Annotated in this window: 19 protein-coding genes; 8 read left to right on the forward strand and 11 right to left on the reverse strand. The window is 71.2% G+C overall.

From position 1 onward, the window contains the following. The first annotated feature begins 6 nt into the window (after positions 1 to 6). On the forward strand, positions 7 to 1,503 hold the full coding sequence (locus tag OHA64_RS04685) for a family 43 glycosylhydrolase (RefSeq protein WP_405608233.1): 1,497 nt from the start codon (positions 7 to 9) through the stop codon (positions 1,501 to 1,503). Between the two features lie 55 nt (positions 1,504 to 1,558). Here OHA64_RS04685 and OHA64_RS04690 read toward each other — a convergent pair whose 3' ends face one another. The 4 genes from OHA64_RS04690 to OHA64_RS04705 form a co-directional block, all read right to left on the reverse strand. Next, positions 1,559 to 2,914 (reverse strand): alpha/beta hydrolase, encoded by a 1,356-nt coding sequence (locus OHA64_RS04690; RefSeq protein WP_405608236.1) that lies wholly within the window; start codon positions 2,912 to 2,914, stop codon positions 1,559 to 1,561. After that, entirely contained in the window at positions 2,911 to 3,690 is a 780-nt protein-coding gene (locus OHA64_RS04695) for a hypothetical protein (RefSeq protein WP_405608239.1), read from the reverse strand. Before OHA64_RS04695 ends, OHA64_RS04690 begins: the two co-directional genes overlap by 4 nt. Positions 3,691 to 3,738: 48 nt before the next feature. Continuing rightward, positions 3,739 to 4,911 carry a PP2C family protein-serine/threonine phosphatase gene (locus OHA64_RS04700; protein WP_405608242.1) on the reverse strand — a complete coding sequence of 391 codons (1,173 nt, stop codon included), beginning with the start codon at positions 4,909 to 4,911 and terminating at the stop codon, positions 3,739 to 3,741. Positions 4,912 to 5,009: 98 nt separating this feature from the next. Next, entirely contained in the window at positions 5,010 to 5,768 is a 759-nt protein-coding gene (locus OHA64_RS04705; RefSeq protein WP_405608245.1) for an IclR family transcriptional regulator, read from the reverse strand. 254 nt (positions 5,769 to 6,022) lie between these two features. Between OHA64_RS04705 and OHA64_RS04710 the strand changes: the two genes are divergently transcribed. The 4 genes from OHA64_RS04710 to OHA64_RS04725 all read left to right on the forward strand — a co-directional run bounded on the left by OHA64_RS04710 (position 6,023) and on the right by OHA64_RS04725 (position 11,002). Then, a complete protein-coding gene (locus OHA64_RS04710; protein ID WP_405608248.1) occupies positions 6,023 to 7,144 on the forward strand; it encodes an arabinogalactan endo-beta-1,4-galactanase in 1,122 nt (373 codons plus the stop codon). Positions 7,145 to 7,411: 267 nt separating this feature from the next. Then, complete coding sequence (locus tag OHA64_RS04715) at positions 7,412 to 8,818, forward strand: cytochrome P450 (RefSeq protein WP_405608251.1); 1,407 nt, start codon at positions 7,412 to 7,414, stop codon at positions 8,816 to 8,818. A 184-nt stretch (positions 8,819 to 9,002) separates the two neighbouring features. Next, the gene (locus tag OHA64_RS04720; protein ID WP_405608254.1) at positions 9,003 to 9,695 is read left to right on the forward strand and encodes a hypothetical protein; all 693 of its coding nucleotides are present in this window, start codon (positions 9,003 to 9,005) and stop codon (positions 9,693 to 9,695) included. Positions 9,696 to 9,832: 137 nt separating this feature from the next. Continuing rightward, positions 9,833 to 11,002, forward strand: a complete 1,170-nt coding sequence (locus OHA64_RS04725) for an FAD-dependent oxidoreductase (RefSeq protein WP_405608257.1) — start codon at positions 9,833 to 9,835, stop codon at positions 11,000 to 11,002. Between the two features lie 21 nt (positions 11,003 to 11,023). Here OHA64_RS04725 and OHA64_RS04730 read toward each other — a convergent pair whose 3' ends face one another. The 5 genes from OHA64_RS04730 to pgm all read right to left on the reverse strand — a co-directional run bounded on the left by OHA64_RS04730 (position 11,024) and on the right by pgm (position 16,802). After that, complete coding sequence (locus tag OHA64_RS04730) at positions 11,024 to 12,355, reverse strand: hypothetical protein (RefSeq protein ID WP_405608260.1); 1,332 nt, start codon at positions 12,353 to 12,355, stop codon at positions 11,024 to 11,026. Then, positions 12,352 to 13,572, reverse strand: coding sequence for a glycosyltransferase (locus OHA64_RS04735; protein ID WP_405623866.1), 1,221 nt, complete (start codon positions 13,570 to 13,572; stop codon positions 12,352 to 12,354). The genes OHA64_RS04730 and OHA64_RS04735 overlap by 4 nt, the downstream gene beginning before the upstream one ends. A 250-nt stretch (positions 13,573 to 13,822) precedes the next feature. Further along, positions 13,823 to 14,362, reverse strand: a complete 540-nt coding sequence (locus tag OHA64_RS04740; RefSeq protein ID WP_405608263.1) for a hypothetical protein — start codon at positions 14,360 to 14,362, stop codon at positions 13,823 to 13,825. Positions 14,363 to 14,372: 10 nt separating this feature from the next. After that, positions 14,373 to 14,879 (reverse strand): SigE family RNA polymerase sigma factor, encoded by a 507-nt coding sequence (locus tag OHA64_RS04745; protein ID WP_405608266.1) that lies wholly within the window; start codon positions 14,877 to 14,879, stop codon positions 14,373 to 14,375. 282 nt (positions 14,880 to 15,161) lie between these two features. Beyond that, on the reverse strand, positions 15,162 to 16,802 hold the full coding sequence (gene pgm, locus OHA64_RS04750) for a phosphoglucomutase (alpha-D-glucose-1,6-bisphosphate-dependent) (RefSeq protein WP_405608269.1): 1,641 nt from the start codon (positions 16,800 to 16,802) through the stop codon (positions 15,162 to 15,164). Between the two features lie 150 nt (positions 16,803 to 16,952). Between pgm and OHA64_RS04755 the strand changes: the two genes are divergently transcribed. Further along, positions 16,953 to 18,491, forward strand: coding sequence for a CHAD domain-containing protein (locus tag OHA64_RS04755; RefSeq protein WP_405608272.1), 1,539 nt, complete (start codon positions 16,953 to 16,955; stop codon positions 18,489 to 18,491). Between the two features lie 53 nt (positions 18,492 to 18,544). On the opposite strand, the gene OHA64_RS04760 is transcribed toward OHA64_RS04755, so the two are convergent. Together OHA64_RS04760 and OHA64_RS04765 are read right to left on the reverse strand one after the other, a co-directional pair. Further along, positions 18,545 to 19,630, reverse strand: a complete 1,086-nt coding sequence (locus tag OHA64_RS04760; RefSeq protein ID WP_405608275.1) for an MASE1 domain-containing protein — start codon at positions 19,628 to 19,630, stop codon at positions 18,545 to 18,547. Beyond that, positions 19,630 to 20,511: a PP2C family protein-serine/threonine phosphatase gene (locus OHA64_RS04765; protein WP_405608278.1), complete on the reverse strand. Its 882-nt coding sequence runs from the start codon at positions 20,509 to 20,511 to the stop codon at positions 19,630 to 19,632. The genes OHA64_RS04760 and OHA64_RS04765 overlap by 1 nt, the downstream gene beginning before the upstream one ends. A 338-nt stretch (positions 20,512 to 20,849) precedes the next feature. On the opposite strand from OHA64_RS04765, the gene OHA64_RS04770 reads away from it, so the two are divergent. Continuing rightward, positions 20,850 to 21,329 (forward strand): hypothetical protein, encoded by a 480-nt coding sequence (locus OHA64_RS04770; protein ID WP_405608281.1) that lies wholly within the window; start codon positions 20,850 to 20,852, stop codon positions 21,327 to 21,329. A gap of 122 nt (positions 21,330 to 21,451) precedes the next feature. Continuing rightward, a complete protein-coding gene (locus OHA64_RS04775; protein WP_405608284.1) occupies positions 21,452 to 22,153 on the forward strand; it encodes a class F sortase in 702 nt (233 codons plus the stop codon). Positions 22,154 to 22,292: the final 139 nt, after the last annotated feature.

A 22,292-nucleotide genomic window follows, 5' to 3' on the forward strand; every position in this document is an offset into this window, starting at 1 on the left:
CAGCCAGTGAACCGGTCCAGATGTCTGGCGGTGCTCACCGCCGTTCTGACCATGGTGGTCGCCTTCCTGGTGGCGCCGCCGTCAGCGTCCGCCGCTGTCACGTTCACGACCACGGGAGTGAACCAGAACGGCGGCAACTGCCTCGACCTGCCTGGCAGTTCATCGACCAACGGGACCCAGCTGCGCGCCTTCACGTGCGGCTCCGGCGCGAGTCAGAACCTGGGCTTCTTCCCGGTCGCGGGGACCACCGACACGTACACGGTCACCACGCAGTCCGGCCAGTGCGTCGATGTCTCCGGCGCGTCCACGGCGGACAACGCCACGATCATCCAGTGGCCCTGCCACAGCGGAACGAACCAGCGGTGGCGGCTCGTCCCGGTGTCGGTCGCCGGCGCCGACAAGACCTTCAACCTGGTCTCCGTGAGCTCGGGCAAGTGCGTCACGCCGAGCGGCGGCTCGTCGGGCTCGAACACCGGCCTGGTGCAACTGCCGTGCGCCGCCGCGAACGGCAGGGTGTGGCGGCTGCCCGGCTTCACCGGGGGCGGCACGAGCCCGGGGACGTTCACCAACCCGATCGCCCAGCGCGGGCCCGATCCCTGGCTCACGTACTACGACGGGTACTACTACCTCGCCACCACGACCTGGAACTCGACGGTCACCATGCGCAAGTCCGGCACCCTCGCCGGGCTGGCCACGGCCGACGAACAGGTGATCTTCAACCTGAGCCGGCCCAACGGGGCGGGCACGATGTGGGCCCCGGAGTTCCACCTGCTCGACGGCCCCAACGGGAAGCGCTGGTACTTCTACTACACGGCCGGGCGGGAACCGTACGACCTGGGCACCCAGCGGATCCATGTGCTGGAGAGCGCCGGCCTGGACCCGATGGGGCCCTACACCTTCAAGGCCGACCTGCTCGACCCGACCCAGGACAACACCTGGGAGCTGGACCCGGGCATCCTCCAGCTGGGCGGCAAGCTCTATCTGCTGGGCACCTTCTACAACGGCTCGCAGCCGATGTTCATCAGGCCGCTGTCCAACCCATGGACGGCGAGTGGCACCCGCCGCGTGCTGTCGGCTCCCACCTACAACTGGGAGACCGTGGGCGGCGCGGTCAACGAGGGTGCCGAGGTCCTGCAGCGGGGCGGCAAGACCTTCATCGTCTACTCCGCCAGCCACTGTTCCACGCCCGACTACAAGCTGGGGATGTTGACGTACAACGGCGGCGACCCGCTCAGCTCCTCCTCCTGGGTCAAGTCCCCGAACCCCGTCTTCCAGCGGTCCAACGCCAACGGTGTGTACGGGCCCGGCCACAACGGCTTCTTCAAGTCGCCCGACGGGACAGAGGACTGGATGGTCTACCACGCCAACAACTCGGCGAGCGGCGGCTGTGACATGAACCGTTCCACCAGGGCGCAGAAGTTCACCTGGAACGCCGACGGCACTCCGAACTTCGGTACGCCGGTGGCTCTGGGCGTCCCGCTGACGGCCCCGTCCGGGGAGTAGCCGGCCCGCCTCATCAGCGGGGCATCCCTGTGGTGCCCCGCTGATGCGCGGTGTCCTACCTCAGTCCGGCGAGGAACGGTGCGAGGGTGCGGGTCAGGGTGTTGTGCGACGGAGCGGCGAACAGCGGGTCCAGGTGGTTCATGCCGTTGTCCGTCTCGTACCTCCCGTACGGGACACGGGAGTTGGCGGCGACCTCCCGCGCCGCCGACACGATCGTTCCCTTGGCGTAGCTCGTCTGGAAGGCGTAGAGCGGGGTGGCCAGGTCGGTGGTGTGGAGCAGGCGCAGACCGAGTGAGCGGGCCAGGTCGGTGTCGGCGTAGGCATCGACGACGTCGAGGTCCACCGACAGCCGGGCCGGCCAGTACCACTCCCAGACGGCCGGCTCGGGGCCGCCCGCGTACGCCGTCGCGACCCGGCTGATCGGTGTGATGCCGGTGTCGGTCCAGCCGCGTACGTCACCGCTGTCGGCGAGGTGCCCCGAGTGCACGCTGATGTCGTTCGGCCAGCCGAACCCGGCGTCCACCAGGGTGCCCAGCAGTGCGGCGTTGGTGACGGGGACCGGCGGGCGCAGGGCGTCCGGCATCCGGGGTTGCAGGACCGAGCGGCCCCGCGGATCGCGGTGTGCGTACCAGCCGCCGAGTTGGTACCAGATCTGGGTACTCTCCGCGCGGGAGCCCAGCCCGACGGCGCTGAGGGTCATGTCGAAGACGGCTCCGCCGTCGATGGCCGCCAGCCGTTCCCGTACCTCCCCCGGTGAGTTGTGGACGGGCTGCCCCGTCCCGTCGAACGCTCCGCGCACCCCGCCGTCGACGAGCACGAGGGCCGCGAGATCCCGGTGTCCGGGGCGGCCGTCGAAATCCCAGGCGGCGTAGGCCATCGCGGTGGTGGCACCCCAGGAGTGGCCGCCGAGCACCACCCGGCGCCGACCGCCGAGTGCGGCGGCCCGGACGACCGTGCGCAGGTCCTGAAGGGTCCGGGCCAGGCCCCAGCCTGCGGCGAAGGCGGAGGTGGCGGGGTCCTGGGAGCGGTAGTGGCCGTCCAGGTAGTACGCGGCCGGGTCGGCGGTGGTGAAGCCGGTGCGGTCGGCCAGGTTCTCCTCGCGTCGGTCGTACGCCCACACCTGCACTCCGGGCACGGCCCGGACGAGGTCACGGGCGAGCAGCCGGAAGTCGTTCGCGGCCCCGAACATGCCGGGGACCAGCACCAGGACCGTGTGCGCCGTGTCGGGGCCGACCTTGAGCACATGCACCTGGTCCGTCCCGGCCGGACCGCCCCCGGCGCCCACGGTCAGCGGGAGGTACGGCTCCCGGACCCGCCCGGCCGCGGTGGCCGGGCCGGCCACCCCGGACGTCAGGGCCAGGCCACCGGCCATCCCGCCCAGCACCGATCTGCGCGACAGCGCTCTCGTCATGAGGCACACCCGCCCACACGCCGGGTGCTCAGCGCCACGTCGTCCATGCGGACGTCGTACGAGGAGGGAGTGGGATCGGCCTGGTAGAGCTGCCATCCCAGCTTGAGCTCGTCGAAGCGCGGGAAGACGAAGTCGTCCGCCGTGCCGCCGTGGTTCTTCGTGGAGACCGTCAGGTCGGACTGCTCCTCGCCGTCCAGGTAGACGGTGACTCGGTTGTCGGTCGCGTCGAGATGGAACTCGACGCAGCTCCAGGTCCCGGCGGTCGCGGGAGCGGAGGTCTTCCAGGCGGTCCAGTCCCCGGTGGGGCCCAGGTCCGACCCGACGCCCCTGAAGTTCGCCTGCTCGGTGGGTACGTACTGGCCGCCCAACGGGCGCACCAGTGTGGGGGCGTCGGAGCCGGAGGCCTCCGCGATGGTCCAGTGCGCCCAGTCGGGGGCGGTGGGGAACTGGTCCACACGCACCCGGAGGCGGGCCCAGAAGCTGTTGCCGGCGGGGGCGAGGTCGGACAGGACGAGGAAGGCGCGTCCGTTGCCTTCCGTGCGCAGCCGCAGTTCACGGCCGTGGCCGGTGGTGGCGGGTGCGACGGTCAGCGAACCGTCGGAGGTGTCGGTGGTCCAGCCGCGACCCTCGGTGACCGGGCCGAGGGGAAGGTGGTCGAAGTTCTCCCGTACGAGTGTTCCGTGCGGGACGGGGGTGGCAGAGGCGGTGGGGGGTATGGCGAGCAGCACGGCTGCCGTGGCCGCCAGCATCGCGGCGGCCCTCCTCATGCGAGTCATGGGGCAAGTCTGCAACACGCGCCCCCTGGGCACCACGGCCAACAGGCGTCATACAGACGTCGGTTGGGGTGCCGCCGCTTCGGGAACGGCCGGCTTGCGGATCAGCAGCAGTGCCGCGTCGTCGTGCAGTCGACCGCCCACATGGGCCAGCAGTTCGTCATGGAGTGCGCCGAGGGTGCGCTCCGGCTCGTCGGACACGTGGCGCGCCAGCCCTTCGAGGAGCGGGTAGAACGCACGGCCCCGGTCGCGGGCCTCGGTGACCCCGTCGGTGTACAGCAGCAGTTGGTCCCCGTCGGCGAACGGCAGCACCTGAAGGGCGGGGCCCTGGCCCGTGAGGGCGCGCAGTCCCAGGGGCGGGGCCGGACGCGGGGGCTCCACGGCCACGACGTGTCCGGACTCGCGCACCAGCAGTGGAGGCGCGTGGCCGCAGTTCACCACCTCCAGCTGCCCTGCCCTCGGGTATCCGGCGACCACGGCGGTGACGAAGTCGTCGCCGCCGAGGTTGCGCGCCAGGCTCCGTTCGATCCTGTCGACGACGGCGAGGAGGTCGGGCTCCTCATGGGCGGCCTCCCGGAAGACACCGAGAACCAGCGCGGCGGTCCCCACGGCCGGCAGCCCCTTGCCGCGCACATCGCCCACGATCAGCCGGACCCCGTACGGGGTGGGTATCAGGGCGTAGAGATCCCCGCCGATGCGGGCCTCGGCCGCCGCGGCGCTGTAGCGGACGGCCGCCTGGAACGGGCCGACGGACGCCGGTACGGGCTTGAGCAGCGCGTGCTGGGCGGTCTCCGCGACCGAGCGGACGGCGGCGAGCACCTGTTCCCGGCGCCCACGCAGCGCACTGGCCAGGGCGCTCGCCAGAGTAACGGCGACCAGGGCGGACAAGACGGCCGCCAGTTCACGTACCGGAACGCTGTCCCAGCGTCCCAGCGTCGCGCCGAGCACCGCGGCGAGGGCGCCGACGCAGAGGACACCCCGGGGCCCGTTGGTGGTCGCGGCCAGCGCGGGCCCGGCCGCGAGCAGCGGCAGCCAGATCATCCCCGCTCCGCCAAGCTGGTCGACGAGCACGACGACGGAAACGATCAGCACGGGCAGTACGGGTGTCCCGGCGGCCAGCTGAGCGGCCGCCCGCCTGCGGGGCTGGGCCCCGGGTCGGGCCGCCCGGTCTCTGAACGGCCGTGTCGGCCGGTGGGCGCCACCGTGGTCTCGGGCCTGGCTCATGTGTTGTCCGCTGTCCTCACCTGTGACGGGGCACGTTCCTGAAATGTCTACTTCCTCCAGGAAACGGATATAGCCCAATTGTCACAAGAAGCGGGTTTTCAGATAGTGAGCGAGAGGCTCCTGGTCACACGCGTCGCGGTCGGGAGCAGACGCTCCTGGACCTCCCGCAACCGGGAGAGGCGGCCGGCCGGCAGCGAGACGCCGAGCGAGCCGAGAACGTCCCCGCTGTACACGGGCACGGCGACGCAGACCGTACCGAGGGCGTACTCCTCCAGGTCCGTGACGGCCGGGGCCACCGGCGAGGAGTCGAGTCGGCGCAGCAGCTCCGGCAGGCTGGTGATGGTCTGCGGGGTGAGGTCGGCGAGGTGGTGCCGGGAGAGGTAGTCCTTGCGGGCCTCCTCGTCGAGCTCTCGCAGCACCGCCTTGCCCAGCGCGGTGGCGTGTCCCGCGTCCTCGAACCCCACCCAGAGGTCGACGCGGGGTGTGCGGGGACCGTCGACGATCTCCGCGACCCGGATCTCGCCGTCCTCGTAGAAGGTGAGATAGGCGGCGGCCGCGATCTCGTCCCGCAGCGCGGCGAGCGTGGGACGCACCCGGCTGAGCAGCGCCTGGCCCCGGCTCGTGGTGTGCAGGGTCTGCACCTTGTCCCCGAGGACGAACCCGCCGTCGGCGAGCTTGCGCACATAGCCGTCGTGGACCAGCGTCCGCAGCAGGTGATAGGCGGTGGCCAGGGGCAGGCCGGTCTCCCGCGCCAGCTGTTTGGCCGGCGCGCCGTTCTCGTGCGCGCTCACGGCCTCCAGCAGCCGGAAGGCCCGCTGGACGGACGTGATCAGCGTTGGGCCGTCGTACACACCCATGGACTCAGCGTGCGCCAGCCGCACCGCGCAAGCAAGGCGCTCCCTTCGGGAAGCCAGGAAGCATGGGGAAGATCTGTGCACGTACACAATGTGATCGAGCGAGTGCACCACATCTCAACTGCACCAAATACCGATGGCACGCATATTTACAGGGGTGGCGGCCTCTCCTACTGTGAACGATCACAGATTTGCCACCATGCGCATGTCAGGGCCTGCGGCCTCGACGTCGCCACGTCTCGATCAAAGGAGTCGGGATGACCGTGAACGGCTCAGGCCGCACGACGAAGGCCGCGCTGCTCATAGCGGCCCTCGCCCTGCCCGCGACCCTGCTCACCACGCCCACGAGCGCCTCCGCCGCGAACTCGCTCAGCATGCTCGGCGCCGACGTCTCGACCGCGCAACGAGCCCTGGACCTCGGCGCCAAGTACTACGACGCGAGCGGCACCGCCAAGGACCCGCTCGACATCCTCAAGGGCCTAGGCGTGAACTACGTCCGCCTTCGGGTGTGGAACAACCCCGCCAGTGGCTACAACAACAAGGCCAAGGTGCTGGCGTACGCGAAGCAGGTCAAGGCCAAGGGGCTCAAACTGCTGGTCGACTTCCACTACTCGGACACCTGGGCGGACCCGGGCAAGCAGTACAAGCCGGCGGCCTGGGCGAGCCACGGCATCAACCAGCTCCAGACGGACGTCTACAACTACACGTACGACGTCTGCAACAGCCTCAAGTCCCAGGGCACCACCCCGGACAGCGTGCAGATCGGCAACGAGATCAACGTCGGCATGCTGTGGAACGACGGCAAGGTGGTCAACAACGACTTCACCAACCTCAGCCTGCTGCTGAAGTCGGGGTACAACGCGACCAAGGCGTGCAACAGCGGCACCAAGGTGATCATTCACACCGCCAACTCGGACAGCGACGCGCACGCGCGCTGGTTCTACGACGGCATCAAGGCGAAGGGCGTCAGCTGGGACATCACCGGGCTGTCCTACTACTGCCCGTGGCACGGCACGCTGGCCAACATGGGCAGTGTCGTGTCCGACATGAAGTCCAGGTACGGCAAGGACGTGGTGATCGCCGAGACGGCCTACCCGTTCACCGCGGCGAACGCGGACGGCACCGCCAACTCGATCACCTCCGGCTGCTCGGGCTACCCGCTCAGCTGGCAGGGCCAGGCCGACAACTTCACCGCCGTGCAGAACACGGCTCGCAACGCCGGCGCGATCGGCGTCTTCTACTGGGAGCCGACCTGGTACGCGGTCACCGGTAACGGATGGGATCCGGCCGACATCTCCAACAGCGGCAACGGCTGGGACAACATGGCCATCTTCAACTGGACCGGCCAGGTGAACCCGAACATCAAGTGGGCTCCGTAGCAACGAAGTTCGGCGATGAGCGGCACCGCCTTCGGGTGGTGCCGCTCCGGCCGTGGTCCGGCCACCGGTCAACGAACACCGCCTGTCGCGGCGTTCACGCCCTCGCTGGGACCTCGACACCACGTCGTACCGCGCGTGTGACAGCACCACTGTCACAAGATCCGCCCCCGCTGTGGGCGCGCCGTGGTCGATCATCTTTACTCTGTCAGATCGTCATGTTCACAGCGTTCCGTGACAGGAGCAGCGCTTGACAGAGGGAAGGAAGCCATGGGGTCCCAACTGAGCAAGGGGTCGGCAGCCCGTCACGAGCCGCTGGAGTCGATGAGCCTGGAGCCGCTCATGACCCGGGACTACGAAAGCCGCCCGGAGCTCGTCTACGAGCGGCTGCGCCGGACGCACGGCCCGGTCGCACCGGTGGACCTGCTGGGGGTGCCCGTCTGGTTGGTGCTGGGCTACAAGGAGGCGCTGGAGGTTCTGCAGAACGACAGTGCCTGGCCGAAGGGCCTGGAGAACTGGCGGGCGCGGGAGGAGGGCCGGCTGCCCGAGGACTGGCCCCTTGCCCCGTCGCTCGACGTCAACCACATCCTCATCCAGGGCGGTGCGGACTACCCGAGCCTGCGCGGCGCCTGGGACGCCGCGCTCAGGCCGTTCCAGGACCCCCGGCAGCCCCAGGCCCGGCAACTCAGGGCGAAGATCGCCCGCGACGCGGACGAGCTCATCACCTTGCTCTCCCAGGGAGGCCGCAGCGGCTGGGCGGATCTCTCCGCCCAGTTCTCACGGCCCTTGCCTCTCATGGTCGCCAGTCATCTGCTCGGCTTCCCCGGCTCGCAGCACGACGACGCGCTGATGGACATGTGGCGGGTGCTGGACGCCGGGCCGGATGCCGGGCCCGCGCTGGAGCGGCTGCTGGCCGCTTTGGCCGAGCTGGGGGCCCACAAGATGAAGGAGCCGGGCGACGACTTCCCCTCCTATCTGCTCGCCGCCCACCCCGGCCTCGGGGTCGAGGAGTTGTCCCGCGAACTGATGATGCTGCTCGGCATGACCTCGGACCACGTCGGCATCCTGATCTCCAACGCGGTCGTCGAGGTGATCGGCGGGAACAGCCCGGCGCGCGCCAGTCTTTCGGCGGGAATGATCAGGGAGACCATGAACCGGGTGGTGATGCAGAAGCCCCCGCTGGTCAACTTCGTGCCGCGGTTCCCGCTGACCGACACACAGCTGGGCGACTACACCATCGCCGCGGGCGATCCGGTGTGGGTGTCCGTCGGCGCCGCACACGCCGACCCGGCGTTCTCGGACAACGTGTGCCCCGCCCAGACGATCAGCACCCGGGCCCATCTGGCCTGGGGCGCCGGGCCCCGCCAGTGCCCGGCCAGGGAACTGGCGACCACCACGGCGTCGATCGGCGTGAGCCGACTGCTCGAGCGGCTGTCCGGGCTGGAGTTGTCCCTGCCGGTCGACCAACTGCCCTGGCGGTCCTCCCCCTTCATGCGCGGCCTGCGCTCACTCCCGGTCCGCTACACGCTCGCCGACACGCCCGTCCCTCCGGCCGCGGAGGCTGCCGGACTGGCCGCCGTTCCTCCCCGGCCCGGTCATCCGCCGACCGTCGACGGCGCCGAACGGCCGCGTTCGTCGCTGTGGCGCTATCTGGCGGGGCTGGTCCGAGGACGGTGACGCCGTCGCGGAACCGGCGTCGAGTGGACGTTCCGCGCGGACGGCCAGGGCTGTGCGTCCGGGCCGGCCGGGAGCGTCGCGGACCTCGGCGTCTGACGCTACGGGCCCTGCGGGTCCGCTCCTGTCAGCCGGCCCGGCCCGCCGCGTCCACCACCGTCGGCACCCCCACCCATGAGGAGACCATGTGAGCGAGCCGTCCGGCCTCCGCCCCGAGCACCGCGCGGACTTCGAGGCGGTGCTGCACCTGGCACTGAACACCCCCGACATCCGCAGCGCGCTGCGCGCCGATCCGGCCGGCCTGGCCGCTCGTCGCCTGCGGGTCCGCGCGCTCGCGGACGCCGAGGAGATAGCCGCCCCGGCACAGGCCGAGTACCGCACGTATCTCGCTTGCCTCGACCTGGACCCGCCGGCGACGGAGGCCGAGACGGCCGGGGCAGATCGGCACGCTGCGGAATCCGATCCCCATCGACGCGCCGAAGGCAGCGGTCCACGTCGGGGTGCCGAAGCCGGGCCACTGCCGGCGCCGGCCGTTCTCACGCCCCTCATGGCCGCCACGTCGGCCGTGACCCTGCTCGTGCTCGGCCACCTGCTTCAACTGGCCGACGTACATGGGACTTTGCCGGGTTCCCTCACCACCGCCGGCTGGATTCTCGCTCTCGTGGCGGCCCTGAGCACGCTCGTCACGCTCGCGGCACTGATGGGCACGGCCGTGCGCGGACGTACCGGTTCCGCGCACGGGGCCCGGCGGGAGCGGACGTGGCTGGACTGGCGGCAGGCGCTGCTGGAGCACGGCATGCTGCCCCATCTCCGGCGGTGCCTCGATGAGGATCCGTCGCTGCGCGCCTCGCGCCCCGGACTGCCGCGGACCCGCGACTGAGGCCCGTCGTATGCCGTCCGGCGTTCGACCGTCCAGCCGTCGCACGCCTGTTCCGCCGGAACCGTCACCGCCGCCCGGACGTTCCCCGCATGGAGATGCGGCCACGGGGGCCGGACCGCGAACGAACGGGGTGTGATGTGGCGCGCGTACTCGTCATCGGCGGCGGAATCGCGGGTGCGGCGACGGCTGTGGCCCTGCGCAAGGCCGGTATCGACGTCGTCGTGTACGAGGCGCACCCCGACTCGGCCGAGGACATCGGCGCTTTCCTCACCCTCGCGAGCAACGGCATGCGAGCCCTGGCACAGCTCGACGCCTCCGACGCCGTCACCGCGGTCGGCTTTCCGCTGACCTCGATGCGCGTTCTCGACGGCGCGGGCGCGGAGGTGGCGCACGTTCCGCTCGGCGAGGCCGCCGACCCCCTGCTGCGCTACCGGTGCCTGCGGCGCGGCGAACTCAACACGGCCCTGCAGACTGAAGCCGGCCGCCGCGGCGTCGACATCCGCCACGGCGCCAGGCTCACCTCCGTCGAGGACGGCCCGGACGGCGTCACCGCCCACTTCGCCGACGGCAGCACCGCGACCGGCGACGTTCTGGTCGGCGCCGACGGTCTCCACTCCACAGTGCGCCGGTCGATCGCGCCCGCCACCCGGCCGTGTCACGCGGGCCAACGCGTCTTCTACGGCTACACCGGTGCGGTTCCGCTGCCCGGCCCGGACGCCTGCATCACCATGGTGCGAGGCGGCCCGGGCGGCTTCGGCTGCGCGGTGTCACCCGAAGGGGAGAGCTACTGGTTCGCGCGCGTCCCCGGCGATCCCCTGCCCCTGGACGAGATCACCCGGGGCACCGCCGCCGGTTGGCGCGACCTGCTCGTGCCGTTGCTGCGCCAGGACGCCCCCGTCGCCGCGGACGTCGTGGCGGCCACCCCCGACGACATCATGGTCACCAACGCCACGGAGCTGCCCCCGGGCGCCCCCTGGCGCACCGCCCGCACGCTGCTGATCGGCGACGCGGCCCACGCGGCCTCCCCCGCGACCGGGCAGGGCGCGTCCATGGCGCTGGAGGACGCCGTCGTCCTCGCGAAGTCCCTGCGCGACGCCCCCGACGCCGAGACCGCCCTCTCCTGCTACGAGTCACTGCGCCGCCCGCGCACCGAGCACAACACCACCGTCAGCGGAAACATCTCCCGCGGCACGCACACCCGCCCCGTCGGTGGAGCGCCCCCGTCCCGGCCCGGGTACGACGACCTGGCCCGGCTCCTGGATTGGGACTCCGACATCATGACCGTGCGGCCGGTGTACGAGGGGTAGCCGGCGGGGCGGCAACGCGGTCTACGGGACCCCCTGTTCGAAGAGCACGTAGCCCGCGTACGAGCCCGACGCGACCGCCGTGACGCTGAGCAGGGTCAGCAGCGTGGGCAGACCGAGGCCGCGCAGCTTGACGGCCAGGGGGATGAAGAGGGGGAAGAGCGGAAGCAGATACCGGGAGACGTTGCCGAATATCTGCTGGCTGCCCAGGACCAGGGCGATGGTGAGGAGCGTGTAGACGACCAGGACGGCCGGTGGGCGCAGGCGGATCAACAGCGGGATCAGCAGCACCGCCAAGAGGACGACGGCCGCGCCGATGGTGTCCTCCAAGGGGTACGCGAAGAGGTAGTCGAAGCGGCCCACGGCGATGGACGTGAGTACCTCGCGGGTGTGTTCGCCGTAGTCGAAGGTGTGGGCCCAGGCGCCGGTCTGGAGCTTGAAGTAGCCGCTCAGGTCGCCCATCCGGTTACCGACCCAGAGCAGGTAGCCGAAGAGTCCGAGCGGCGCGATCAGTATCGCGGTCCATGGGCGGGCGATGTCTTCGTGACGACGATGGAGCGCCACCAGCGCGGCGACGGTGAGCGCGGCGATGAGCGCGACGGCGGTGGGACGGTTGAGGCCGGCGGCGAAGGTGAGGATGCCGGCGGTGAGCCAGCGGTCGCTCATGACGGCGTGACAGGCCCAGACGGCGAGGGCGACGTAGAGGGACTCCGAGTAGGCCGACCACTCCATGCCCGAGCCGGGCCAGACGGCCCACAGTCCGGCCGCGGCCAGCCCGGCGCGCCTGCCGCCGAACCGGGCGGTGACGGCGTAGATGCCGAGGACGGCGACGAACGAGGCGACGACCGAGACGAGCATGCCGGAGCCGTACAGACCGAGCCCCGTGCCTTCGGAGACGATCCGCATCGTCGCCGGGTAGAGCGGGAAGAACGCGGCCGAGTTGCCCTCGAGGGTGATCAGTCCCTTGGCACCGGGGACCGGGACGAGGGCGGGGTCGTACCCGTGGGCGGCGATCTGCTGGTACCACCAGCCGTCCCAGCTCGCCAGCACGTCCCAGGCATGGGCGCCGCCGCCGAAACGCGGGTGCTTCTTCCGGTACTCCCCCGAGGAGTTGAGCAGGTACATGAAGACGGAGAAGCCGATGAGCTTCAGTACGCCGTACAGGGCCAGGACCGGACCGTGGTGTCTGGCCCAACGGCTCAGTCGCGAACGCCAGTTGTGCGGCCAGTGCCTCCAGTGCCTCCAGTCGGGGCTCGGGTCGTCGCTCGGGTGGTGGGCGGTCCCCGGCTCGGCGACCAAGGCCTCGGAGGGGTCGGTCCCGGGGTGGATCGCCGGTGTCGTCATCGTGTGGTTCATGCGGCCGTGGATCCCGTCCCGCGGCCACGGGCGGGGAACACCCAGGCCCGGAAGAGGAGGAAGCGCAGGAGGGTCGCGGCCAGATTGGCGGCGACGAGCACCCCGATCTCCGTGGGGCGCGGGGGTCTGGACACCAGGTGGTGCAGGACGGCCAGCGATCCGCTGGTGAGCGTCAGACCGACCGCGAAGACCATGAGGCCCTTGGCCTGGTGGCGCAGCGCGCCGCCCCGGCCGCGCAGCCCGAAGGTGAGCCGACGGTTCGCGGCCGTGTTGGCGACCGCGCAGATCAGCAGGGCCAGCGCGTTGGCTGCCTGTGGTCCGGTCGGCGGGCGCAACAGCGCGTACAGCAGCACGTATCCGACGGTGCTCACGGCGCCCACCGCTCCGAAACGCAGCAGTTGGCCGGCCAGACCGCTGGGCGCGTGGTCGGCGCCGCCGCGCCGCAGCCCGGCCGTCGGAAGTGTGCCGCGGGCCAGGGAGCGGCCGATCCTGGCGATGCCGCGCAGGTCGGCCAGCGCCGTGGAGAGGATGTCGACCCGGCTGTCGGGATCGTCCACCCAGTCGACCGGCACTTCGTGGATGCGTAACCCGGACCGCTCGGCTATCACCAGCAGTTCGGTGTCGAAGAACCACCCCGAGTCCTGCACGAGGGGCAGCAGCCGCTCGGCGACATCACGTCGTACCGCCTTGAATCCGCACTGCGCGTCGGAGAAGCCCACGGCGAGGGTGGAGCGCAACAGGACGTTGTAGCAACGGGAGATGACCTCGCGCTTGGGCCCCCGCACGACTCGGGCACCGCGGGCCAGCCGGGTGCCGATCGCGATGTCGGAGTGGCCGGAGATCAACGGGGCGACCAGCGGCAGCAGCGCCGTCAGATCGGTCGACAGGTCCACGTCCACGTAGGCGAGCACCGGCGCCCGCGACTGCGACCAGGCCGCGTGCAGCGCCCCGCCGCGTCCCTTCTCGGTCAGCCGCAGCCACTGCGCCTCCGGTAACTCGGCTGCCAGCCGGGCGGCGATCCGCGGGGTGTCGTCGGTGCTGGCGTTGTCCGCGACAGTGATCCGGAACGGGTACGGGAAGGTCTCGCGCAGATGCGTGTGGAGCCGCCGCACGCTCGGCTCCAGTTCCGCCTCCTCGTTGAACACCGGGACCACCACGTCCAGAACGGGCTCCCGGTGGTGCGCCGACACCGCTGTGCGGAGCGGCAGTTGGTCCAGCGGGCAGTCGGTCGAGGAGTCCCCGGGGCGTTCCGGACGATCCATGGAGTGGCCCTTCAGCGCGGCCGTCCCGATATGTTTCACGATGTGTCCGTGTCTGTAGTTCTGTCGCAGGGCATGCCGAGGTCACTCGCGGCGATGGTGCGACCGACGGGCAGTGGTCAGGAGTTACGAGGTGCCGGTCACGGCTTGTCGTCGTGCTGTCGTCGTCGGTCGGGGAAAGCGTTCGGGAACAGCGCTCAGGGCACCTCTATCCGGTGTCGGCCGAGCCCTCGGTCGACGACGCGTCGACGTTCGAAGGCATGGTCGCCGGTGCGGACGGAGTGTGTGTCACCCCCGAGTCCGTGGTCGGCGGCAGGCTGGTGGCCGAGGGGACACCTGGGAGCGAAGGCGAAGTGTCCGAACGCGAGGTCGCGGTCGGCGTCCCGGACGGGTCGCCGGTCCCGTCGATGGTCGCGCCGGCGGTTTCGGTGGGGGCCCCGGCGGTCGAGGACCCGGGCGAGGACGTGTCCGGTACCTCCGTCGGAGTCGTGGTCGGTGCGGCCGGGCTCATCGCGGGCCGGGGAAGGGGAGCCTGCGGCCTGTTCTCGACGGGGTCGTGGGGCAGCAGCCAGAAGCCGATGCCGAGTCCGGCGACGACCAGCGCGGAACCCACGGCCCGCTGTGCCACGCGGGCCCGGTGCCGGGACCGTACGCCGGACCGGAGGCGTTGTCGGTGCCGCGGCTCGAAGGGGGCGGGTTCCTGGGTGTCGCGCATCATCCGCGACAACTCCCGCTCGAAGTGATCCATGGCCTCCCCTTCACCCCACCGGCTCGATGACATCGGCCAGGATCCGACGCAGCCGAGCCACGCCACGTGACGCATGGGATCGGGCCGTGCCCACGGGGCACCCCAACACCTCTGCGACCTGTTTCTCCGACAGGTCCTGGTAGTAACGCAGCACCACCGCGGCCCGTTGCCGCGGCGGCAACTGGGCCAGCGCGGCTTCCAGCCGGGAGCGCTCCGCCACGGCGGCGGAGACGTCCCCCGTCTCCGCCAGGTCGGGCAGCTGCTCCACCGGGCGCTCGCCCCACCAGCGCCGCCGCGCCGAGCGCGCAGCCGCTCGTGCCAGCACCTTGCGCAGGTACGCCTCCGGCGCCTCCTCGGCGATCTTGGGCCAGACGAACCAGAGCTTGACCAGTGCCTCCTGGAGCAGGTCCTCGGCGCGGTGCCGATCGCCTCCCACGAGGAGACGGGCGAGGTGCAGCAACGCCGACCAGCGGGCCGCCACGAACCCGTCGAACCCCTCGGCTCGACTCTGCTCCATCCGCACCGTCCCCGTTCCGGTCAACCCTCTACACCTAGGGAAAGACGGTGGCCCCCGCGGCACGATGCACTGCGACCCTATGATCCGGATCACACTGCACCGCGGCTGGGATCAAGGACCGGGATCAGGGGCCGGGCTCAGCGGATCAGGAGCCGGGCTCAAGGGCCGCCGGGCTCAGCGACGGGGATCAGGGCGGCGGGACAGGCGGGCGAGCACGGCCGTCGCCTACGGTCCGGTGGTGCCCGGCCGCCCGAAACCCGGGCGGCCGGGCAAGCTCTCGTCTCAGCCGCCCAGTGTCGTACCGACCACCGCCTTGGCCTCCTCCTGCACCTGGGCGAGGTGGTCGGGGCCGAGGAACGACTCGGCGTAGATCTTGTACACGTCCTCGGTGCCCGAAGGGCGGGCCGCGAACCAGGCGTTGGCCGTGGTGACCTTGATGCCGCCGATGGGCGCCCGGTTGCCGGGGGCCTCGGTGAGTACGGCGGTCACCGCCTCGCCGGCCAGGGTGTCCGCGCTGACCTGGGCGGGCGAGAGCTTGCCGAGCAGGGCCTTCTCCTCGCGGGTGGCGGGTGCGTCGATGCGGGCGTACGCGGGCTCACCGAAGCGGGCGGTCAGCGCGGTGTAGTGCTCCGACGGCGTCTTCCCGGTGACCGCCGTGATCTCGGCGGCCAGCAGCGCGAGGATGATGCCGTCCTTGTCGGTGGTCCACACCGAGCCGTCCCGGCGCAGGAAGGACGCGCCGGCCGACTCCTCGCCGCCGAACCCGAGACTTCCGTCGACGAGGCCGTCCACGAACCACTTGAATCCGACCGGCACCTCGACCAGCGGGCGCCCCAGGTCGGCGGCGACCCGGTCGATCATCCCGGACGACACCAGCGTCTTGCCGATGCCCGCTTCGACGGGCCACCCCTTGCGGTGGGAGTAGAGGTAGGAGATGGCCGCGGCCAGGTAGTGGTTGGGGTTCATCAGCCCCGCGTCCGGCGTGACGATGCCGTGCCGGTCGGCGTCGGCGTCGTTGCCGGTGGCGATCTGGAAGCGGTCGCGCTGCTCGATGAGGGAGGCCATGGCGTACGGCGACGAGCAGTCCATGCGGATCTTGCCGTCCCAGTCCAGCGTCATGAACCGCCAGGTCGGGTCGGCGAGCGGGTTGACCACGGTGAGGTCGAGCCCGTGCTGCTCGGCGATCCGGCCCCAGTAGGCGACCGAGGCCCCGCCCAGCGGGTCGGCGCCGATACGGACACCCGCCGCGCGGATCGCGTCCAGGTCCAGGACGCCGGGCAGGTCGGCGACGTATGCGCCCAGGAAGTCGTAACGCCCCGTGCCCTCGGCACTGAGCGCCCGTGTGTAGGGGATGCGCCGGACGTCCTTGAGTCCGGCCGCGATGATCTCGTTGGCCCGGTCCTGGATCCAGCTCGTCGCCCCGGAGGCGGCCGGGCCGCCGTTCGGCGGGTTGTACTTGAACCCTCCGTCGGCGGGCGGGTTGTGGGACGGGGTGACGACGACCCCGTCCGCGAGGCCCGTGGTCCGTCCGCGGTTGTGGGTGAGGATGGCGTGCGAGACCGCCGGGGTGGGCGTGTAGCCGTCCGCGCTGTCGATGAGCACGGTGACCTCGTTGGCCGCGAAGACCTCGAGGGCGGTGACCTTCGCCGGCTCGGACAGGGCGTGGGTGTCGGCGCCCAGGAACAGGGGGCCGTCGGTGCCCTGGCCGGCGCGGTACTCGCAGATGGCCTGACTGGTCGCGGCGATGTGTGCCTCGTTGAACGAGGTCACCAGGGACGAGCCTCGGTGCCCGGACGTCCCGAACGCGACGCGTTGCCCCGGTTCAGCCGGGTCGGGGTGCAACGCGTAGTACGCGGTGACCAGTTGGGCGACGTCGACGAGGTCCTCCGGACCGGCCTGCTTGCCCGCTCGCTCGTGCTGCATGCCCGCTCCCACAGATCGTTCGGCCTACGGTGAAGCCCCCATCCTTCCTCGTCACGGCGGTCTTTAGCGAGTGCGCCGCAGGTTCCCCGCGGGAGCGGGCGAAAGTGGTTCCGCGGGTTTGATTCCTGCTGAGACGTGTACGCGAAGTACATGGCCCAGTCGATACGAGAGACGGAACGAAAGTACGAGGCTCCGGCCGCCGACGACACCTCCTGGCTGCCCGACCTCACCGACGTGGACGGCATCGCGTCCGTGGCGGACCGGGGCACCGACGACTTCGACGCCGTGTACTACGACACCGTGGATCTGCGGCTGGTCGGCGCCTCGGCCACCCTGCGCCGCAGGACGGGCGGCTCCGACGCCGGCTGGCACCTCAAGCTGCCGCTGCCCGGCGACAGCCGCGAGGAAGTGCGCGCCCCGTTGTCCGAGACGGTCCCGGGCGACCTGCGTGACCTGGTGGTCTCCCGTACCCGGGGTGCGGAAGTGAGGCCGGTGGTCCGCCTGCGCACCGAACGTCACAGGCGGGAGCTCGCCGATGCCGGCGGCGCCGTGCTGGGCGAGCTGAGCGTCGACGCGGTCGAGGCGGAGTCGCTGCTCGGCGGGGCCACGCGGGCCTCGTGGACGGAGCTGGAGGTCGAGCTCGCCGAGGGCGCCGACCCGGAGCTGCTGGGGGCCGTGGACAAGATGCTGCGCGAGAGGGGCGTCGAGCGGCTGCCCGGTCCGTCCAAGCTCGCCCGCGCGCTGGAGGAGACAGGGGTGGGCGCGCCCCGGCTGCCGGACGTACGGGCCGAGGACGTGGTGGCGGGCTCGGCCGGGGATCTCGTCCTCGGGTATGTGGAGAAGCAGGTGCGGGCCCTGGTCGAACTCGATCCCGCGGTCCGCCGGAACCTGCCGGACTCGGTGCACAGGATGCGGGTCGCCTGTCGTCGGCTGCGGAGTGTGCTGCGCTCGTACCGTTCGGTCCTGGACCGCGGGGCCACCGATCCCGTGCGCAGGGAACTGAAATGGCTGGCCGGTGCACTGGGCGCGGAACGCGACCACGAGGTCCTTCAGGAACGGCTCGACGCCGGGGTCGGTGCCCTGCCGCGGGAACTGGTCCTGGGACCCGTCACGGCCCGGCTCCAGGCGTGGCACGTCACCAAGAGTTCCGAGGCCCGGACGCGTACGCAGGACGCCTTGGCGTCGCCCCGCTATCTGGCCCTGCTGGACTCGCTGGCCGGCCTGGTCGCACGGCCTCCGCTGCGCCGCAAGGCCGCCCGGAAGCCGAAGGACGTCATGGCCAAGGCGGTCCTCAAGGAGTACGACCGGTTCGCCGGCCGAGTCGGGGTGGCCCTGGAGACGTCGCCCGGCGCGGACCGGGACGTGGCCCTGCACCAGGCTCGCAAGGCGGCCAAGAAGACCCGGTACGCCACGGAGCCGGCCCGCGCCTCACTCGGTAAGCCCGCCAAGCGCCTCGGCAAGCGGGTCAAGGCGGTCCAGAAGGTGCTCGGCGACCACCAGGACAGCGTGGTGGCCCGGTCCGAACTGCGCCGGATGGCGGTCGCGGCGGGAACGTCCGGTGAGGCGAGCTTCACCTGGGGCCTTCTCTACGGACGGGAGCAGACGACGGCCGGCGAGCGACAGCGGGAACTCCCGGAGGTCTGGGCCCGCGCCTCGAAGCCCGCGCTGCGCAAGGCACTCGGGCGCTGACGTCCGACCGCGGACTCCGGCTGTTCGGCCGTTCATTCAGCCACGCCGGTGCGTCATTCCCGGCCGGGTCGGCCGCCGTCCGTGTCTCCGGGCGGCAGGCCGGGCTGGTCGTCGGCGTCCGTGTGTCCGCGCGGCATGCCGGGCAGGTCGTCGGCGTCCGTGTCTCCGGGCGTCTGGGCGCGTGGTGTGTCGCCGGCGGTGAGGTGCTCCAGGACCTCCGCCAGCTCCTGGCAGGCTCGTTCCACGGAGCGTCTGGTGTTGCGTTGCTCGGTGATGACGGCCGACAGGAGCAGGGCGATCGTGGCCATGGTGCCGTTGAACGCCTGCAGTTTGATCATCACCTCGACGCGGGTCAGCCCGGCGAAGGGTCCCACTCCGTCCGTCGCGGCGACGGTGGCCATGACGCATGTGAAGAGTGCGCAGAGCATGCTGCCGGCCAGCCGGAAGCGCAGAGCCACCCAGATCAGCAACGGATAGACGAGGAACAGCAGGCTGGCCTCGTTGCGCGTGGCCAGCGGTACGACGACGCAGGCGATGACGGTCAGCCCCACGGCCTCCTTCCACCGGGCCATGGGCAGCGGTCGACGCGCCCCGTACAGCAGCAGCAGGAGCGGGGTGACGATCAGGACGCCCATCGCGTCGCCCACCCACCACGCGAGCCACACCGGCCAGAAGCTGCCGGTGTCGAGCCGGTCGGTGACCACGAGGATGCCGACGCCCACCGTGGAGCTGATCAGCATGCTGGTCAGGGCCCCCAGGAACACCAGGGCGAGGCCGTCCCGCAGTCGGCTGAGATCGGTGCGGAAGCCCACCCGGCGCAGCAGGAGGTACGCGCAGACGGGGGCGACGGTGTTGCCCGCCAGGTTGCCGAGTGCGTCGGGCCGGAACGCGGTGATGTGCACGATGACGAGCAGGACACCCAGCGCGATGCCGGGCCAGGCACGCAGCCCGAGGATCAGCAGACAGGCCACCGCCACACCGGTGGGCGGCCAGATGGGTGTGAACACCGCGCCCTCGACGACCAGGTCGCGCTGAAGTCCGAGCAGCCCTGCCGCGTAGTAGCCGCCGGCGACTGCCAGCGTCTGGAGGGCGAAGACGCCGGTGCGGCGCAGATCCTCGGTGCCCACCACACCAGCCATCAGACACCGGTACGGCCGTCCCGGCGAGACGGGGGCCGCGCGCTGCCGCCCTCTGGCTGAACCTCGGGCCCGTCGTAGCCGAGGACCAGCACCGCGGCGTCGTCCTCGTGGCCCACGCGGTCGGCGCCCTTGATCACGGCGGCGGCGAGCGCGTCCACCGCCATGCCCGCCACGGCGGCGGCGCCCGCCAGCCGGACCACCTGGTCCAGCCCCTGGTCGACCTCCATCAGGGGCCCTTCCACCACGCCGTCCGTGAGCAGGACGAACACTCCGCCCGTGGTGAGCTGGTGCCGGGTCACCGGGTACGTCGTCCCCGCCTGGACGCCGAGCGGCGGTCCCCCGTCCCCGTCGACGATGCCGGACCTTCCGTCCGCGGTGGCCCAGACACAGGGGATGTGTCCGGCCCGGGCGCTCTCCAGCACCCCGGTGGACGGGTCGAGACGTATGAAGGTGCAGGTCGCGAAAAGCTCGGTGCCGAGGGACAGGAGCAGGTCATTCGTCCGGGCGAGGAGCTCGCCGGGCTCGCTCGTGACGGAGGCGAGCGCCCGCAGCCCCACCCTCACCTGGCCCATGAACGCGGCGGCCTCGATGTTGTGCCCCTGGACGTCGCCGATCGACAGCCCGATGCGGCCGTCGGGCATCGTGAAGGCGTCGTACCAGTCCCCGCCCACATTGAGGCCGTGGTAGGCCGGTGCGTAGCGGACGGCGAGGTGGTAGCGCGGCGCCGCAGGCATGTCCGCGGGCAGCATGCCGCGCTGCAGGGCGATCGCCAGCTCGACCCGGGAACGCTGCACCTCCGCGCGTTCGCGCGCCTGCGCGGTCAGCGAGCCGAGCCTGGTCAGCAGCTCGTCGCCGTCGTCCGTGGGGCGCTTGCGGGACATTGATCGCTCCGTGAGGATGTCGACCCATTCGGGGCAATATCCCCAAATGGTGCTTTATCGGATGATAGCGATGCCAGAGGGCGGCCCGGTAGCCAAGCTCTCGCCACCGCCCTCCTCGGGCAGACGAGATCGCCCCCTCCTCCGCCGCCACCCCCGCCACCGCCACCGCCGTCGTCGCCGCGTGGCCGGACGGGGGGCCTCCCGCACCCTCCGTTCGCCCGGGTGAGCGCCTTGAGTGGTGGGATCTACGGGTGTGACTGACGGTGGATCATGTCGAGGCCGGGTCAGTCCAGCTGACGCGACGCCAGCTGCCCAGGCCGAGACGGAAGGAATTCCGGATGCGTTCCACACGGATGCTCCTGGCCACAGCGGCCGCCTCCGCCGTTCTCGCGATCACCGCACCCGGCGCCTATGCGGGCGACCACGACCCGGGCCACGAGTCCTCGTCGTACAGCAAGGAGAAGGAACACGGCAAAGACAGTGGCCACAAGTCGCCGCACGGCGGGATGCACACCGGTGGCGGTGCGCTGACCGCGGTGAACGAGGACGAGTGGGGCACCGCCAAGGACCCCAAGTACGACCCGGAGACGTACAAGGACAAGGACAAGGACAAGGACAGCGAGTACAAGAAGGAATCGTCCGGCGGGTACCAGAAGGACTCGTCCGGTGAGCACCAGGGCAAGCCGCACGGCGGGGTGCACACCGGTGGGGGCGCGCTCGCCTCGCCGGGCATGACCGCCGCCGGTATGGCCGTACTGGGCGTCGCCGCCACCGGTCTGTACGCGGCGCGGCGCAGGTCGGCCGGAACCGCGGCCTGAGTCGTGCCTGACGCGATAGCAGCCGGGCCGCCGCTCCCAGCTCCGGTCGGCGGCCCGGCTCGCGTTCCGCGTCCCCCTCCCGCCTGTGCTGCCGTGCCCGAGTGAGAGTGAGGTGCTGTCCGATGGCAGCCGGTCCTTCTTCCCCCACCGACAGCGAACCGGTACCACTCGATCAGGGGTCCCGATTCGGCCTGACGATGATCTGCGCCGTGGCCGCCCTGTTCCTGGCGCTGAACCTGTTCGGCGAACAAGCCCCGTCGTCGGTGACCGCCCGCCCACCGCAGGGGGCGCAGGCCGCCGCGCCCGCAGGGATGTCGGCCGCTCCCGTCGGCCCGTCGACCCCGTCCACCGCGTCGCAGGCGGGCAGGCAACTGCCTCGGTCGAAGCCGCTGCGCCTGATCATCCCGAAGATCTCGGTCGACGCCCCCTTCACCGATCTCACAATCGCCCGGACCGGACAGCTCGAAGCCCCGCCCGCCGACGACACCAACCTGGTGGGCTGGCACGCCCAGGGGACCTCCCCCGGAGAAGCCGGCACGGCCATCATCGCCGGGCACGTCGACACGGCCACCTCCCCGGCCGTCTTCGCCGGCCTCGGTGAACTGGAGAAGGGCGACACGTTCCGTGTCCTGCGGGCCGACCGGCGCACGGCGACCTTCGTGGTCGACAGCGCGGAGACGTTCGCCAAGGACGACTTTCCCGACCAGCGTGTGTACGCCGACACCCCGCAGGCCCAGGTCCGGCTCATCACGTGCGCGGGTGACTACGACCGTTCGGTCCGGGACTACACGGACAACCTGGTGGTCTTCGCCCACCTCGTCTGACCGGGCCGGACGCCCCCACCCTGACAAGTGTCAGGCACCGGTCACCGGCCGGGTCTTCTAGGGTCGCCGGACAGGCGGTGGTCGGCCGGCGCGCAGTCGGTCGTACGCCGCTCGATCAGTACTCCGCCGACACCGGAAA

It is taken from the genome of Streptomyces sp. NBC_00076 (assembly GCF_045041235.1).
Taxonomy (GTDB): domain Bacteria; phylum Actinomycetota; class Actinomycetes; order Streptomycetales; family Streptomycetaceae; genus Streptomyces.

Coding starts and splice junctions, on each gene's coding strand:
- OHA64_RS04690 (WP_405608236.1), bottom strand. CDS start 2,914: ATGACGAGAGCGCTGTCGCGCAGATCGGTGCTGGGCGGGATGGCCGGT.
- OHA64_RS04695 (WP_405608239.1), bottom strand. CDS start 3,690: ATGACTCGCATGAGGAGGGCCGCCGCGATGCTGGCGGCCACGGCAGCC.
- OHA64_RS04700 (WP_405608242.1), bottom strand. CDS start 4,911: ATGAGCCAGGCCCGAGACCACGGTGGCGCCCACCGGCCGACACGGCCG.
- OHA64_RS04705 (WP_405608245.1), bottom strand. CDS start 5,768: ATGGGTGTGTACGACGGCCCAACGCTGATCACGTCCGTCCAGCGGGCC.
- OHA64_RS04710 (WP_405608248.1), top strand. CDS start 6,023: ATGACCGTGAACGGCTCAGGCCGCACGACGAAGGCCGCGCTGCTCATA.
- OHA64_RS04715 (WP_405608251.1), top strand. CDS start 7,412: ATGGGGTCCCAACTGAGCAAGGGGTCGGCAGCCCGTCACGAGCCGCTG.
- OHA64_RS04730 (WP_405608260.1), bottom strand. CDS start 12,355: ATGAACCACACGATGACGACACCGGCGATCCACCCCGGGACCGACCCC.
- OHA64_RS04740 (WP_405608263.1), bottom strand. CDS start 14,362: ATGGATCACTTCGAGCGGGAGTTGTCGCGGATGATGCGCGACACCCAG.
- OHA64_RS04745 (WP_405608266.1), bottom strand. CDS start 14,879: ATGGAGCAGAGTCGAGCCGAGGGGTTCGACGGGTTCGTGGCGGCCCGC.
- pgm (WP_405608269.1), bottom strand. CDS start 16,802: ATGCAGCACGAGCGAGCGGGCAAGCAGGCCGGTCCGGAGGACCTCGTC.
- OHA64_RS04755 (WP_405608272.1), top strand. CDS start 16,953: ATGGCCCAGTCGATACGAGAGACGGAACGAAAGTACGAGGCTCCGGCC.
- OHA64_RS04760 (WP_405608275.1), bottom strand. CDS start 19,630: ATGGCTGGTGTGGTGGGCACCGAGGATCTGCGCCGCACCGGCGTCTTC.
- OHA64_RS04765 (WP_405608278.1), bottom strand. CDS start 20,511: ATGTCCCGCAAGCGCCCCACGGACGACGGCGACGAGCTGCTGACCAGG.
- OHA64_RS04770 (WP_405608281.1), top strand. CDS start 20,850: ATGCGTTCCACACGGATGCTCCTGGCCACAGCGGCCGCCTCCGCCGTT.
- OHA64_RS04775 (WP_405608284.1), top strand. CDS start 21,452: ATGGCAGCCGGTCCTTCTTCCCCCACCGACAGCGAACCGGTACCACTC.